Genomic DNA, 13,979 nt, shown 5'->3' with positions numbered 1-13,979 from the left:
GGCATTTAATGCCTTATTGTTATTTAATAACGATTTCAGCCTTCAAATCTTGTTTACATTTCCAAATATTCGATAACTTACTTCCTGAAAACCAACCGTTATGGCTAGAACAGTTAGGAATAAAGTAGCATGGGTGGCGTTTGTGCTTTTGGCCATTGGCATAGGTTTATATCCTTTAAGTTACCTACTTGCTTCTGAAGATTTTGGACTGCTATTAAGTAAACCTGACGAACTTTTGTCTAATCAAATTTGGCAATCCGCTTTTTACGGACATATTAGTTTTGGCGGCATAGCCCTGCTAACGGGCTGGTCACAATTTATTAAAAAGCTAAGGGCCAAAAGATTGAACTTGCATAGAAACTTGGGTAAAGTTTATGTGGTTTCTGCTTTAATCAGTGGTTTGTGTGGAATTTATCTCGGTTTTTTTGCAACAGGAGGCATTGTGCCATCTATTGGATTTATTTGTTTGGGGGTAATATGGTTGTTTACCACGCTGCGGGCTTATGTAGCTGTGAAAAAGAAAGATCTATCCTTACACCAAGGCATGATGGTCTATAGTTACGCCGCATGCTTTGCAGCTGTTACCCTTCGAATTTGGTTGCCACTCTTGTCGATAGTATTTGGAGAGTTTTTAATAGCCTATAAAATTGTAGCCTGGCTGTGTTGGGTTCCCAACATCATCTTTGCCTACTTTTGGGTAAGAAAAAAAGGATTGACCCTTGCCTGAGCTGTTACTCTTCTAAAACCTTGATCTCCACCTTTCTGAAATCTATGGCCTGACCTTCACTTTGTAGGGCGATAAATCCTTCTTTTAAAGGTGTGCCATCAATTTTAATACTTTCATCATATCTGTTGGCCACGTCGCCACCAATTTGTGGTTTGCTATATTGGAGCACCTTTTTACCATTGATCTTGTGGGTAATCAACGAATCGCCGTATACAATCAATTCTGCACGCACCCATTCCCCAACTGGGTATGTCTCGCTAGTAGAGTTGATGCAATGCCTTGGGTCTATTTGTCCTTCAAAAAACACATCGGTACCTGGAGAGCACATATTTCCAGTGGGTCTTGATTCGCCTTTGGTTACTTCAGCAAGAAACTGCATCTCTACGGAAATGGGCCAATCTTGCTCTTTGGGCATTGTTCTTGGGTCTTGTGAATGGAACATAAGACCGCTGTTCAGTAAGGTGTAGCTTGGAGCTGAATCATACCAACCATCCACAAATCTATATTCCACCACCAAATGGTAATTGGAAAAGGGCTGGTCGTAATAGATATGTCCGTAACGTTCATTAAAATCACCCTGATATTGATCATAACGAACTTTGAGGATACTGTCTTCTACCCTGAAAGTATCGCCAAAATTGTCTCCAACCTCATAATGGTGGATTTTAACGGTCCAATTGTCAAGGTTTTTTCCATTAAACAATTGTACCCACTCGGTTTCAGCCTTTGCCTCCCTTTTATTTTTTTGCTTACAACCAAGCAAGCACACAACCAAAGTAAGTGAAGTCACAAAAAGGAAAAGGAATTTGAACTTTTTCATTTCCTGTTTTTATTTGGCAAAGAGTTGCCCCATATCTTTAAACGCTTTAAACTCCAATGCATTTCCAGCTGGGTCCAAGAAAAACATGGTCGCTTGTTCCCCTGGTTCACCCTTAAATCGGATGTAGGGCTCAATCACAAAATCAACTCCTTTTTCCTCAAGTGTTTTGGAAAACGATTGAAAAATATCCCAAGGAAGTACCACACCGTAATGGGGCACGGGCACGTTTTTACCATCCACAGGGTTGGTATGTAGGTCCTCTTCCGATTTTGGTTTGTAATGGATGACCAATTGGTGACCAAAAAGGTTAAAATCTACCCAATGTTCGGCGCTTCTACCTTCCTCACATTCCAAAACTTCGCGATAAAAAGTTCTACATTCATCCAAATTGTGAACGGGAATGGCTACATGAAAAGGGGTTATGTTCTGCATGAGTTATTTTTTCTGAAAAATAACGCAAGTTTATCAGCCTTCCAAAAAACTAATGATTTGATTGTTCACATCGTCTTGGTGCATGGAATGTCCTAAGCCTTCAGTACTTACCAACTCACTGCCATCCCAATTTTGATTGACTTTGATCGAAGCATGGTATGGCGCTATTTTATCTAGCTTATCATGAAAAAGAAGTCCTTTTTTACTGATGGATTGAGCAAATTTGGAGGTGGAAAATTCATCGATTTTAAACCCAAAACGATCATAGATATAATAATCTAAGTGTTTCATTACCCGATTATTGAATTTCAAGATATCCTGATAGGTTTGAATGATTTCATGAAACTCAGAAGGAGAACCAATGGTGACCATCTTTTTTACATGATCACTTGGATTTTTGTACTGGTTGTAGATAATCGTCATGCCCCCTACAGAATGACCAATAAGGTGCTGCGGGTTGTATTTTTGCACCATATAATTCACAGTTTCTTCATAGAGGGGCACATATAAATGTTTGCCCGAAGAATAGCCGTGCGAAGGGGCATCAAAAGCAATGATGTTAAAGTCGGCTTCCCTTAATTTTTTGATGAGGTTCCGCCAGCGATACGTATTGCTTTCCCATCCATGTACCAACAAAACGGTTTCTTTGTTTCCTGGCCAATGGTAGGATTGAATCTGATGTCCGGCGACTTCTTCCACAGCGAGTTTGGCACCGTTCAGGTATTCCGATTGTTCAGGTTTTACGCGTCCTTTACGAACCGTACAAAACACATGAAAAGCCTTATCTGCCATTTTTTTTGGCGCAACCAAACTATAGATGTTAAAGTATTGCCCATAGGCCAATGGCATTATTTTGGTAAGAAGTTTTTTCATTGATACAAAACGTGAAGGAATTAAAAATTATTCCCAACCAATCATTAAGTACTTCAATTCGGCGCTATCTGGCACTTGAACTGCTTCAATAGTGGAGGTGGTATATCGTAAATTATCCGGCAATTCTTCTTTATCTATGGTGAAATAAAGATTGCTTCCCTTTGGGAAAACCACAATACTGTTCAATGTGGTAACAATTTTTTTGATACCATACTTGTCCTCAATGTCCTTGAAGGTGCTGAGCAGGGTTATTCCCTTTTCAGATTTGTATCGAGCATCCATTACACGAACATTCTCAATGGTCGGAATGCTATCGGAATTGGCAGTTAAGCTCAACAAATGCTTGCCTCCTTTTTCAAAAATCTCAATCTTTTTCGCGTCAGCACTTTCCCTTACAATCGAATCTTGGGCAAAAACCGTTTCCAAATCGGTAACAGGAGTGGATTGTGTTAAGGGACCCACGCTGTTCTCTGCAATAAGAAAAGTGGTGTCTGATTGACAAGATTGGGTTAAAATAAGGCCCAAGGCAAGGGCAGTTGTTTGAATTGCTTTTTTCATAGAAATTTTATCTGATCACTTTTTTTAGAACTCCCAATACCCCTCGAATAAAAGTTGCACTGGTCAATACTTTAACAACGGGATTCATTCGAGTGCTTCTTCGTGTGGACGAAGACCTGCGGGAAGTTTGTCTTATTTCTTTTTCTTTCTCGGCTTCTTTTTCAGCCTTTTCAATTTTTTCATTTAGGATTTCGTAGGCACTTTCCCTGTCGATTTCCTCATTGTATTTTTTAATCAATTTGGAGGCGTTCAGCACCTCTTTGATTTCCGTGTCGGACAAAATATCCATTCGGCTCATGGGGGCCCGCATCATGGTTGCGGCCAAGGGTGTTGGTCTTCCTTTTTCATCCAAGGCCGAAATTAAGGCTTCTCCAGTTCCCAAAGAAGTCAAAATTTCAGCGGTATCATAAAACTCGGAAATCGGATAGTTCTGTGCCGTCAATTTAATGGCCTTTCTATCTTTTGCCGTAAAAGCACGCAAAGCATGTTGCACTTTTAATCCCAATTGGGCCAACACATCGTCTGGTACATCGGTTGGGTTTTGAGTCACAAAATATAATCCAATTCCTTTGGAACGAATTAATTTAACAATACTTTCTATTTGGTCGAGCAATGCTTTGGAAGCATTGTCGAAAATCAAATGAGCCTCATCAATAAAAAGCACCAACTCTGGGCGTTCGGTATCCCCTTGTTCTGGAAAAGTGGAATAGATTTCTGCCAACAAACTCAACATAAAAGTGGAAAACAACTTGGGTTTGTCTTGTATGTCGGTCAATCGGATAATATTTACAAAACCACGGCCATTTTCGTCAATACGCACCAAATCATCCACATCGAACGATTTTTCACCAAAGAAAAGGTCGGCCCCTTGCTGCTCCAATTCAATAATTTTACGCAAAATAGTTCCTGTAGAGCTGGTCGAGATTCTACCATATTCCGATTGGAACTCCTCCTTGCCTTCACCCGTAGCATATTGAAGCACTTTTTTAAAATCCTTCAAATCCAAAAGGGGCAATTTATTGTCATCGCAGTACTTAAAAACAACGGCAACAATGCCTTCTTGGGTTACGGAAAGGTCTAAGATTCGCGATAAAAGAACTGGTCCGAATTCCGAAACCGTTGCCCGTAATCGCACTCCATTTTGCTCGGAAAGGGACAATATTTCAACAGGAAATCCTTTGGCTTCAAAGGGTAGTCCTATTTTTTCATGCCGTTCATCAATTTTTGGATGTCCAGGGCTGGGCTGGGCAATACCGCTCAAATCCCCCTTGAGGTCCATTAATAATACAGGGATGCCCTTATCGGAAAGGTTTTCGGCCAACACCTGCAGGGTCTTGGTTTTTCCTGTTCCGGTGGCTCCGGCAATCAATCCGTGACGGTTCAAGGTTTTCAAGGGCACTTTTACAAAGGCATTGGTCATGGTCTCGCCATCAAGCATGGCAGCACCCATGGTTATGAAGTCACCTTTCATGGCATACCCTTGTTCTATGTGTTCAAAGAATTTTTCTTTGTTGTCCATCACCTTCAATTTCCGATAAAAATAGGGTAATTTTAAGCAAAACTAAAAACCAGTATATGAAACCTTTTCACTATGCCCTATTGTCCATTTTTATGAGTGGGGTTATGGCTACGACCAATGCGCAAGAAAGTACAGACATCATTTTTCATAAATCGCACGAGCCTGCAAAACAGAATGCTCCCTACAGCGATATTGTGCAGGCTGGCAATACTTTTTATTTGGCGGGACAACTGGGAATGAACCAAAAAACCAGAACCTTGGTTGAGGGCGGCATAAAAGCTGAGACCGAACAGACCATTAAAAATATTGAGGATGTTTTAAAACATCATGGTATGACATTGGACAATGTGGTGAAGTGTACGGTTATCTTAAGTGATATTGACGATTTTGCCGCTTTCAATTCAGTGTACACCAAATATTTTACCAAAAAACCGGCCCGAACCACTTATGCGGCATCTGGGGTGGCGGCAAATGGTAAAATTGAGATTGATGTTATTGCAGTGAAATAACCATCAAACCAACCCAGACAGCTATCTTTGCACCATGGATGAAAAAAACGTGAGGGAATTGGTTGAGAAAGGGGTAATGCTGCCCTTGATGGAAGAATTTTATACCATTCAAGGGGAAGGTTACCACAAAGGAACGGCTGCTTATTTTATTCGAGTAGGTGGTTGCGATGTGGGATGCCATTGGTGTGATGTAAAAGAAAGCTGGAATGCAGAAACACATCCCCCTACCGCTATCGAGAACATTATTTCCAATGCTGAACAATATTCCGATACCATTGTAATTACAGGGGGTGAACCCTTGACTTGGGACATGGGGCCCTTAACAGAAGGGTTGAAAGCCAAAAATATGAAGACCCACATCGAGACTTCTGGGGCTTACCCGTTGACCGGAGTTTGGGATTGGATTTGTTTGTCTCCCAAAAAGAATAAACTTCCAGAGGGGGAGATTTATGAAAAAGCCGATGAACTAAAAGTCATTGTTTATAATAAGCACGATTTTATTTTTGCTGAAGAGCAAGCTGCCAAAGTAGGAGAGAACTGCATTTTATATTTGCAACCCGAATGGAGTGTTCGTGATAAAATGGTTCCCATGATTGTGGATTATGTAATGCAACACCCTAAGTGGAAAGTGTCACTACAGACCCATAAATATTTGAATATCCCTTAATCTAAATGATTAACGCCCACCGTATTTTTGAAGGTCCAAAAGGCATTCTGCATCAAAATCCGGGATGGAAGCCAAACCTTTGGAGGCACGCGATTCCATTTGTTTGAGCAAGGATGCTCCAAACTGTAATTCGGCACGCATTAAACACCCATCCACATTGCAATGATTTTCAGCATCAGGGTCTTCGTGGTCATTCACAGAAGTTGTGCTCAAATTCACTAAACCGAATAAATGTCCAAATTCATGGAACAAGGTGGCTGTTTCCACATCCGATACGGTTACCGCAGAGCTGTTGTTTCCCATATCCCGCACTGTAGATTCATAGATTACCATGGAGGTGTTACGGTAAACTGCTCCCAAAGTAACTAGTCCTTCCTCATCATTGTCACTTTCAGCTGGGGCATCGGCAAAATATAAATGAATGGCCAATGTAGATCCATCGTTGAACTCATCCCTGTGCTCCGTTTCCAAATCTACAATTTCATCTAAGGTCAACGATTCCTCATTCGGAGAGGGAACAGAAGCGTATTTAAATTCGATTGTTTGTTTGTGGGTGCGTGCCAAAAGAAACTCCTCAAAATTGGCAATGGCTTCTGCGGTGGGTGCAAACCCGGTCACATAATCAATTTCTATTAACAATTTATCGTAGTCGGTATTGGATAATAAATCTCTTGCGGATGCACCAGTGGATAATCGGTTGCCCGATTTATCGATAGTGGCGCTAGAACCATTTGGAGTAACTTCTGTATCTTTTGAACAAGACAGGAACACCAAAATACAGGTGAATAAGGTTAGTGCAATTTTCTTTTTCATAAGAGCCAATATAAAACACAACGTCCGAAATCGGATTCTATTGTTTTTTCAGTGTTAGTTTAGCCAAATAGTCGTAATGTTCTCCTTCAACTATCAATTCGCAATTTAAGCCATTGGCTTCGCAGGCATTTTGCAAGGTGTTGTAATCCACATAAACCCAATTAAAAGGTTCACTTTGCAAGCCCTTATAGGACATTGTGAATTCTACCTCGCCATAATAATTTCCATCGTTTGGAATCCAGTATCCTCCATCATCATCTTGCTCGAACATGTAAATAATATCACTGGAATCTAACAATATTTGACCCTTAGGCTGCAATAATGAGGCCAAATGCGTCAAAAAGGAGGTTAAATTTTTAAGTTTTCCCGCTAAACCGATGCCGTTCATTAACAAAAGCAAGGTGTCAAACTTCTCATTTGAATATTGCATGATGTCCTGCTGAACCGTTGACATCACACCTCTTTCCTTGGTCACTGTAATAGCACCTTCGGAACTATCCAAGGCAGTCACATCCAACCCTTTTTTTTGGAGGTACAGCGAATGACTTCCTGAACCACATCCAATATCCAACACCTTTCCATGAGCCAATTGCAATGCTTTTTGCTCGATTGCGGGCATTTCTTTATAATTCCGAAACAGATATGGAACGGGAATCACATCTTCTTCATCTAAAGATGAATAGGTGGTGATATCCTCCGTGTAGTTGCCTTTTTGAAAATCCAGCAAGGCTTTCCCAAAAACATCTGGCATGATCATCGTTGTTTTTGCAAAGGTGGGACTTTAATTGTATTAAAAGGATTAAAATAGATAAGTTTGTTTTGCACAAATTGATGCTGTCCCCTGAGCTTGTCTAAGGGTCTCATTAAAGTGAGTTAACTGGTGAGATGCTGATGACTAGTTCAGCATGACGTTTAAAATGGATAAGTTTGTCCTGATATGGAGGATATTTTAAGGGATTTGCCCAATAAGGCGAAAGAGAAACATGCGGAAAACAAAAAGTTCTTCAATAAATTGAAGAAGAAGCCGCCCAAAAACCTGGATTATGTGATGCAGGATTTGCACCATGGGGAGTTTGAGCGTACGGATTGTTTGAAATGTGCCAATTGCTGTAAAACTACAGGTCCTCTTTTTACCAATGCCGATGTGGAGCGTATCGCCAAACATTTTAGAATGAAACCCTCCCAATTTATCGACACCTATTTGAAGGTCGATGAAGAAAATGATTATGTATTGCAAAGTGTACCCTGCACTTTTTTGGGAGCCGATAATTACTGCTCAATTTATGAGGTTCGACCCAAGGCGTGCCGTGAGTTTCCGCATACCGACCGAAAAAAATTCCAACAGATCAGTAACCTTACCTTAAAAAATGTGGCCATTTGTCCTGCTGCTTTCAATATTGTGGAGGCGATGAAAAAATCCGTCAAGATTTAAGGTTTTTTCATATTTTGAAGGCATGGAACAGCTAATTTCTTATTTCGAGACCATCCCATCATGGCACCGAAGCCTGATACTGGTTGGGGGCATCACTTTTTTTTGGATTTTGGAAGGTATAGTACCTCTTTTTAATGTGCCTTATAAAAAATGGCGACATTCTGTTCCCAATTTCTTTTTTACCCTGACAACGATTGTTGTCAATTTTCCATTGGCTTTTTTGTTGTTGAAATCCTCTGATTGGGCGGTGGAAAATCAATTTGGGATCATTAATTGGTTGCCCGAAATGCCCTTATGGCTGTATGTACTGCTCGGTGTAATGTTGCTCGATTTAATCGGAGCTTATGCGGCCCATTGGGTAGAGCATAAAGTAAAACCCCTTTGGATGGTACATTTGGTGCATCATTCCGATCATAATGTGGATACTACCACAGCGAACCGACACCATCCTTTGGAAAGTTTGATTCGTTACATTTTTACGTTAGTAGGGGTTTTGATCGTGGGGGCACCCATTGGCATCATTATGCTGTACCAAAGTCTTTCGGTGGTGTTTTCCCAATTCAATCATGCCAATATTCGTTTGCCTAAAAAAGTGGACAACGTCATCAGTTGGTTTATTGTGAGCCCCGATATGCACAAAGTGCATCATCATTATAAATTACCTTACACAGATTCCAACTACGGCAATATTTTCTCTATTTGGGACCGAATTTTTGGTACTTACATGTCCTTGGATGTAAAGGATATTGTGTACGGAGTGGATACCTTTCCCGATGAAAAGGAAAATAGCAGCATCAAAGGATTGTTGAAACAACCTTTTCATAAATACCGAAGACCAACCACTGAGGGATAACTGTCATTTCGAAATGAGAAGCTTTGCTTCGATTGAGAAATCTTAACTTTCTCGGACATCTCGACTGCCTGCCTGCCGCAGGCGGGCGCTCGATGTGATAACTTGAACATTCGAGTGAATTCGAGCAATTGGGGTCAAACAATTAACTATTCATAGATCAAATACTTCGCGCGTATTTTTTTGAAGTTTTCCAAATCCGTTTGCCAAGTGGCCTTGATCGCTTCGTTGGTCATGCCCTGTTCAATTTGTTGTTGAAGTAGAGGAGTGCCCGCATGTTTGGTAAATCCACTGGTTAAAAAGAATTTCGATTTATCAACAGCGTTTTGGTAGGCATCGATGATCCATTCCATCGTTACTTCGTTCATTCGTTCCGATTCCGATAAATCTTTTCCGAAACAAGTTTTACCTTCTTCCTTGGGATATTTTGAACCAAAATTAGGCTCTGGAACATAGTTGAAATCATATTGCGTACTATCCAAAAAAGAAGCCCCATACCTTTGAAACTGAAATTCCGTTCCCCGGCCTGCATTCACATTGGTGCCCTCAAAAAGTCCCAAACTAGGGTAGAGGGTTATGGAAGCATCATTCGGTAAATTTGGGGAAGGCCTAATGGGTAAGTGATAAAATGATTCGTGGGTGTAGTTTTCCAACTCAATTACCTTCAGATCAGCTTTGCTGCCATTTTCCAACCAGCCTTCTCCGTTCAAAAGTTGCGCATATTCCCCAATCGTCATCCCGTACACCAAAGGAATGGGGTTCATGCCCAAATAGCTGGTATGTTCCTTCATCATGCTTGGTCCATCCACATAATGCCCGTTCGGGTTGGGTCGGTCCAAAACAATAATGGGAAGATTAGCCTCGGCGCAGGCCTCCATCACCAATTGCAAACTAGCGATAAATGTGTAAAAACGAACCCCTACATCTTGAATATCAAAAACCATCACATCGAGGTCGGCCAATTGTTCGGCTGATGGTTTTCTGTTTTTTCCATACAACGAAATAATGGGCAATCCCGTTTGGGAATCAACACCATCCTTAACATGTTCCCCTGCATCGGCTGTTCCTCGAAATCCATGTTCTGGTGAGAACACTTTTTGAATTGAAACATCCAAAGATAAAAGTGAATCCACCAAATGGGTGTAACCCTCTTCTTTAAAAATCACACTGGTCGGATTGGCCACAATGCCCACTTTTTTATCTTTCAACAATGGGAGATAAGCTTCCGTTCGGTTGGCAGCGACTTTAATTTCTGGAGCAGGTTCCGAAATTAATTCTGCAGTAGTGTCTTGCTTTTCTTGGCCTTTGCAGGAAGAAAATATCAAAAACAACAATAAAACTGTACTTTTGAAAACAGATAAAATGGGCATTCGTTGAATTTAGAATTATTTATTGCCAAACGCCTGATCACAGGGAAGGAACATAAAATTAGCATTTCCGCCCCGATAATAAAAATTGCCATTGCCGCGATTGCGATAGGTGTGGTAATGATGCTTATTGCCATTGCTACAGGAGTGGGCCTTAAAATTAAGGTGCGGGAAAAAGTCTCTGCATTCAACGGACATATTCAAATTTCCAGTTTCGACAACAATACTTCCGAAGTTTCGGTAATACCTATTTCAATCCATCAAGATTTTTATCCCGAGTTTAAAAATGTGGAAGGCATTCGCCATGTGCAAGCCGTGGCCACTAAAGGTGGAATTATCCGTACGGAAGATACGTTTGAGGGGATGCTTGCCAAAGGGGTGGGGACCGATTACGACTGGAGCACTTTTGAAGAATATTTGGTCGATGGTCGATTGCCTGATTATTCTGGAAAATTAAATGAGGAGGTGTTGATTTCCAGTATTATGGCCAATCGGTTGCAACTGAAGGTAGGGGATGACTTTTTCTCCTTTTTTCTAAAAGATGGCGATGCCTCCCAAGTGCCCAACAATCGACGCTTTACCATAGTTGGAATTTATGATAGTGGTTTTGAAGAATTTGACGAAACCTATGTTTTTGTGGATATCCGCCACATTCAACGCATGAATAAATGGAAAGAAGACGAAATTGGCAATTTTGAGGTCTTTTTGGACGATTTTGACCAACTGGACGCGAAGGGTATTGAAATCTACAATAGCACTTCCTCCAATTTGGATTCACAAAACATCAAAAACAAATACTTCCGCATTTTTGAGTGGATAGGTCTTTTTGATTTCAATATCGCTTTGATTATTGGGATTATGATCATTGTGGGTGGAATCAACATGATTACGGCTCTGCTCGTACTTATTTTAGAGCGTACCCAAATGATCGGAATCTTAAAAGCGCTCGGTTCTGCCAATTGGAGCATCAGAAAAGTGTTTTTATATAATGCCGCCTATCTGATTGCGAAGGGATTGTTTTGGGGCAATCTTATTGGCTTGGGTGTAATTTTTCTTCAAGACAAGTTCCGAATGTTCAAATTTCCCAATCCCGAGGAATATTATATCGAGTACATTCCCGTGCACATGGATGTAATGACCATCATTTTATTGAATATTGGGGTGATGTTACTCTGTTTGCTCATGCTATTGGTGCCCTCATACATTATTACAAAAATTACACCGGTTAAGGCCATTCAATTTGAATAGTATCCACGAGGTATTTACTGTATAAATTGATAACTTGGGAAGCAAAATAACCAACATGACTTTTCAGAAGATTTCAACCCTGTTTGCCCTATTGCTGGCCGTAACCGTATCAGCCCAAAAACTAAGTAGAACCGAAAAAAAGATTGTTTCCACCATTGAGAAAAATAGCAGTGAAGCTATAGGATTTTTGGAAAAAGTGGTGAACATCAATAGTGGCACATTAAACGCCAAAGGGGTAAAAGAAGTGGGTATGGTCTTTAAAGATGAATTCGATAATATCGGATTTGAAACCCAATGGATTGAAATGCCAGCTGAAATGAACCGAGGAGGACATTTGTTCGCGGAAACCAAGGGAACCAAAGGAAAAAAATTATTGCTTATCGGTCATTTAGATACCGTTTTTGAGGAAGACAGTCCGTTCCAAACTTTTGAGATGGTCAACGATAGTATTGCGCATGCCCCAGGCGGTAATGATATGAAGGGTGGTGATGTGATTATGCTCTATGCCCTAAAGGCCCTTGAGGAAAATGGACTTTTGAAAGACGCACAGATTATTGTGGCCTATACGGGAGATGAAGAAAGCACGGGAAAACCATTGTCCATTAGTAGAAAAGATTTAATTGATGCCGCCAAGCGAAGCGATATAGCGCTTGGTTTTGAAACTTCCACAGGATTTAATTATGCCACGGTAGCAAGAAGAGGTGCATCCGGATGGGCGGTTGAGGTCGAAGGAAAGCGCGCCCATTCTTCAGGAATTTTTAGTGAAAATACAGGGGCAGGGGCCATTTTCGAAATGTCCAGAATCCTGCACCAATTTTATACCGATGTTAAGGGAGAAGATTTATTGACCTTTAATCCAGGGGTGCTGTTGGGCGGTACTTTTGTGAATTATGATGAGATGACCAGCAAGGGGGACGCCTTTGGAAAAACCAATGTGGTGGCCCAAAAAGCGGTAGTTATAGGTGGGCTTCGATTTATTTCTGAAGAGCAAAAAGAACGTGCAAGAGAAAAAATGAGAGAAATTGTTGCTAACAGTTTGCCTCAAACTTCGGCAACCGTAAGCTTTACCGATAGTTACCCAGCCATGCAGCCCACAGAGGGGAATTTGGCGCTTTTATCCACTTTGAACCAGGTGAGTTTAGATTTGGGACAGGGCGAAGTATTGGCCTACGACCCAGGAAGAAGAGGGGCTGCCGATGTGTCTTTTGTTGCTGAATACGTTGATGGATTGGACGGTTTGGGAACCATGGGGTCAGGAGCACATACCCCTCAAGAAACTGTAAACTTAAATACGATTGAAGCCCTGACCAAGCGTACGGCGATTTTGATTTATCGTTTAATCAACTCCAAATAATGGTAGAATTAAAAAATAAAAACGCCACTGTTTGCATTGATAAAGGCGAATTGGTGGGATATGTTGTGAACGGGCATGAATTTATCCACCAAAAAGGAAGTCCGGGTTGGGGAAGTTCCGATACGGAGATGTTTCCTATCATTGGCCCGGTGGACCAAGCCAATTTTAGAGTGAGTACCCCAAAAGGTGAGGCAATTCAAGATCAACATGGCTTATTGCGTCAATTTGACTACGATTTGATTTCACAAAGTGAAACCCGTGCGGTTTTTCAAAAAAACTACAAAGCAGGAACCGAAATCACGAACTCCAAGTACCCAGCAAAGTCCACAGAGCCCTTGATGTCTTGGCCGTATGATTTTCAATTTGAAAAATCATTTCATCTGACTGAAACCGGTCTTGAAGTGACTTTTAAAATCACGGGTGAAAAGGATATGCCCTTTATGTTGGGTTATCATCCAGCATTTAAGTTGCACACCGCGTCACCAACGATTACGGCAAACAACAAAGAAATTACCTTAGATGAGGTATTGGCGGTCGGTAGTCGTGCCTTGCACGTGCCGGATTGTACCTCCATTACGTTAAAGGATGAAAAGGAAGTTACCATTATCACTGAAGGTTTTGGAAATTTTATGTGTTGGACCGAGGTACGAAATATGGTGTGTATCGAGCCTATTTCTTTCTATCCCTACGCCGTAGAGCAGGAACATTTAAACCAAGGTTTTAAAGAAGTGGGCGAGGAGTCGGTTTTTAAAGTGGTTTTGACGCCACTGGTTTTATAATTAGAACTTGGATAATTCATTTTTTCGAATT

The 13,979-nt window shown here is 41.0% G+C and carries 16 protein-coding genes; 8 read left to right on the top strand and 8 right to left on the bottom strand.

The features are described 5' to 3' along the window. Positions 1-100: 100 nt before the first annotated feature. Positions 101-727 (top strand): DUF2306 domain-containing protein, encoded by a 627-nt coding sequence (locus ABT310_RS02905; protein WP_375325270.1) that lies wholly within the window; start codon positions 101-103, stop codon positions 725-727. 4 nt (positions 728-731) lie between these two features. Here ABT310_RS02905 and ABT310_RS02900 read toward each other — a convergent pair whose 3' ends face one another. The 5 genes from ABT310_RS02900 to ABT310_RS02880 are packed head-to-tail and all read right to left on the bottom strand — an operon-like array spanning position 732 to position 4,929. Then, positions 732-1,547 carry a DUF1080 domain-containing protein gene (locus ABT310_RS02900; protein WP_375325269.1) on the bottom strand — a complete coding sequence of 272 codons (816 nt, stop codon included), beginning with the start codon at positions 1,545-1,547 and terminating at the stop codon, positions 732-734. Between the two features lie 9 nt (positions 1,548-1,556). Continuing rightward, the gene (locus tag ABT310_RS02895) at positions 1,557-1,979 is read right to left on the bottom strand and encodes a VOC family protein (protein ID WP_375325268.1); all 423 of its coding nucleotides are present in this window, start codon (positions 1,977-1,979) and stop codon (positions 1,557-1,559) included. A 33-nt stretch (positions 1,980-2,012) separates the two neighbouring features. After that, a complete protein-coding gene (locus ABT310_RS02890) occupies positions 2,013-2,852 on the bottom strand; it encodes an alpha/beta hydrolase (RefSeq protein ID WP_375325267.1) in 840 nt (279 codons plus the stop codon). 27 nt (positions 2,853-2,879) lie between these two features. Continuing rightward, positions 2,880-3,410, bottom strand: a complete 531-nt coding sequence (locus ABT310_RS02885; RefSeq protein ID WP_375325266.1) for a hypothetical protein — start codon at positions 3,408-3,410, stop codon at positions 2,880-2,882. A 7-nt stretch (positions 3,411-3,417) separates the two neighbouring features. Then, on the bottom strand, positions 3,418-4,929 hold the full coding sequence (locus tag ABT310_RS02880; RefSeq protein WP_375325265.1) for a helicase HerA-like domain-containing protein: 1,512 nt from the start codon (positions 4,927-4,929) through the stop codon (positions 3,418-3,420). A gap of 56 nt (positions 4,930-4,985) precedes the next feature. Here ABT310_RS02880 and ABT310_RS02875 point away from each other — a divergent pair, with 56 nt between their 5' ends. Further along, positions 4,986-5,438, top strand: a complete 453-nt coding sequence (locus ABT310_RS02875; protein ID WP_375325264.1) for a Rid family detoxifying hydrolase — start codon at positions 4,986-4,988, stop codon at positions 5,436-5,438. Positions 5,439-5,472: 34 nt separating this feature from the next. Next, a complete protein-coding gene (locus ABT310_RS02870; protein ID WP_375325263.1) occupies positions 5,473-6,105 on the top strand; it encodes a 7-carboxy-7-deazaguanine synthase QueE in 633 nt (210 codons plus the stop codon). A gap of 9 nt (positions 6,106-6,114) precedes the next feature. On the opposite strand, the gene ABT310_RS02865 is transcribed toward ABT310_RS02870, so the two are convergent. Continuing rightward, positions 6,115-6,918, bottom strand: a complete 804-nt coding sequence (locus tag ABT310_RS02865; protein WP_375325262.1) for a hypothetical protein — start codon at positions 6,916-6,918, stop codon at positions 6,115-6,117. A 37-nt stretch (positions 6,919-6,955) separates the two neighbouring features. Further along, positions 6,956-7,669 carry a class I SAM-dependent methyltransferase gene (locus ABT310_RS02860; protein WP_375325261.1) on the bottom strand — a complete coding sequence of 238 codons (714 nt, stop codon included), beginning with the start codon at positions 7,667-7,669 and terminating at the stop codon, positions 6,956-6,958. Positions 7,670-7,855: 186 nt separating this feature from the next. Here ABT310_RS02860 and ABT310_RS02855 point away from each other — a divergent pair, with 186 nt between their 5' ends. Together ABT310_RS02855 and ABT310_RS02850 are read left to right on the top strand one after the other, a co-directional pair. After that, positions 7,856-8,350, top strand: a complete 495-nt coding sequence (locus ABT310_RS02855; protein WP_375325260.1) for a YkgJ family cysteine cluster protein — start codon at positions 7,856-7,858, stop codon at positions 8,348-8,350. 22 nt (positions 8,351-8,372) lie between these two features. Next, positions 8,373-9,203, top strand: coding sequence for a sterol desaturase family protein (locus tag ABT310_RS02850; protein ID WP_375325259.1), 831 nt, complete (start codon positions 8,373-8,375; stop codon positions 9,201-9,203). A gap of 146 nt (positions 9,204-9,349) precedes the next feature. On the opposite strand, the gene ABT310_RS02845 is transcribed toward ABT310_RS02850, so the two are convergent. Then, complete coding sequence (locus tag ABT310_RS02845; protein WP_375325258.1) at positions 9,350-10,570, bottom strand: exo-beta-N-acetylmuramidase NamZ domain-containing protein; 1,221 nt, start codon at positions 10,568-10,570, stop codon at positions 9,350-9,352. A gap of 3 nt (positions 10,571-10,573) precedes the next feature. Here ABT310_RS02845 and ABT310_RS02840 point away from each other — a divergent pair, with 3 nt between their 5' ends. The 3 genes from ABT310_RS02840 to ABT310_RS02830 are packed head-to-tail and all read left to right on the top strand — an operon-like array spanning position 10,574 to position 13,948. Next, complete coding sequence (locus ABT310_RS02840; protein WP_375325257.1) at positions 10,574-11,815, top strand: ABC transporter permease; 1,242 nt, start codon at positions 10,574-10,576, stop codon at positions 11,813-11,815. Positions 11,816-11,870: 55 nt separating this feature from the next. Continuing rightward, the gene (locus ABT310_RS02835; RefSeq protein WP_375325256.1) at positions 11,871-13,169 is read left to right on the top strand and encodes a M20/M25/M40 family metallo-hydrolase; all 1,299 of its coding nucleotides are present in this window, start codon (positions 11,871-11,873) and stop codon (positions 13,167-13,169) included. Continuing rightward, positions 13,169-13,948 (top strand): aldose 1-epimerase, encoded by a 780-nt coding sequence (locus ABT310_RS02830; RefSeq protein ID WP_375325255.1) that lies wholly within the window; start codon positions 13,169-13,171, stop codon positions 13,946-13,948. Before ABT310_RS02835 ends, ABT310_RS02830 begins: the two co-directional genes overlap by 1 nt. Positions 13,949-13,979: the final 31 nt, after the last annotated feature.

The organism is Flagellimonas cixiensis (assembly GCF_042134615.1).
Lineage (GTDB): Bacteria > Bacteroidota > Bacteroidia > Flavobacteriales > Flavobacteriaceae > Flagellimonas > Flagellimonas cixiensis.
Note: the sequence above shows the minus strand (reverse complement) of the source record. Positions and strands in the feature narration are given on the sequence as shown.

Coding starts and splice junctions, on each gene's coding strand:
- ABT310_RS02905 (WP_375325270.1), top strand. CDS start 101: ATGGCTAGAACAGTTAGGAATAAAGTAGCATGGGTGGCGTTTGTGCTT.
- ABT310_RS02900 (WP_375325269.1), bottom strand. CDS start 1,547: ATGAAAAAGTTCAAATTCCTTTTCCTTTTTGTGACTTCACTTACTTTG.
- ABT310_RS02895 (WP_375325268.1), bottom strand. CDS start 1,979: ATGCAGAACATAACCCCTTTTCATGTAGCCATTCCCGTTCACAATTTG.
- ABT310_RS02890 (WP_375325267.1), bottom strand. CDS start 2,852: ATGAAAAAACTTCTTACCAAAATAATGCCATTGGCCTATGGGCAATAC.
- ABT310_RS02885 (WP_375325266.1), bottom strand. CDS start 3,410: ATGAAAAAAGCAATTCAAACAACTGCCCTTGCCTTGGGCCTTATTTTA.
- ABT310_RS02880 (WP_375325265.1), bottom strand. CDS start 4,929: ATGGACAACAAAGAAAAATTCTTTGAACACATAGAACAAGGGTATGCC.
- ABT310_RS02875 (WP_375325264.1), top strand. CDS start 4,986: ATGAAACCTTTTCACTATGCCCTATTGTCCATTTTTATGAGTGGGGTT.
- ABT310_RS02870 (WP_375325263.1), top strand. CDS start 5,473: ATGGATGAAAAAAACGTGAGGGAATTGGTTGAGAAAGGGGTAATGCTG.
- ABT310_RS02865 (WP_375325262.1), bottom strand. CDS start 6,918: ATGAAAAAGAAAATTGCACTAACCTTATTCACCTGTATTTTGGTGTTC.
- ABT310_RS02860 (WP_375325261.1), bottom strand. CDS start 7,669: ATGCCAGATGTTTTTGGGAAAGCCTTGCTGGATTTTCAAAAAGGCAAC.
- ABT310_RS02855 (WP_375325260.1), top strand. CDS start 7,856: ATGGAGGATATTTTAAGGGATTTGCCCAATAAGGCGAAAGAGAAACAT.
- ABT310_RS02850 (WP_375325259.1), top strand. CDS start 8,373: ATGGAACAGCTAATTTCTTATTTCGAGACCATCCCATCATGGCACCGA.
- ABT310_RS02845 (WP_375325258.1), bottom strand. CDS start 10,570: ATGCCCATTTTATCTGTTTTCAAAAGTACAGTTTTATTGTTGTTTTTG.
- ABT310_RS02835 (WP_375325256.1), top strand. CDS start 11,871: ATGACTTTTCAGAAGATTTCAACCCTGTTTGCCCTATTGCTGGCCGTA.
- ABT310_RS02830 (WP_375325255.1), top strand. CDS start 13,169: ATGGTAGAATTAAAAAATAAAAACGCCACTGTTTGCATTGATAAAGGC.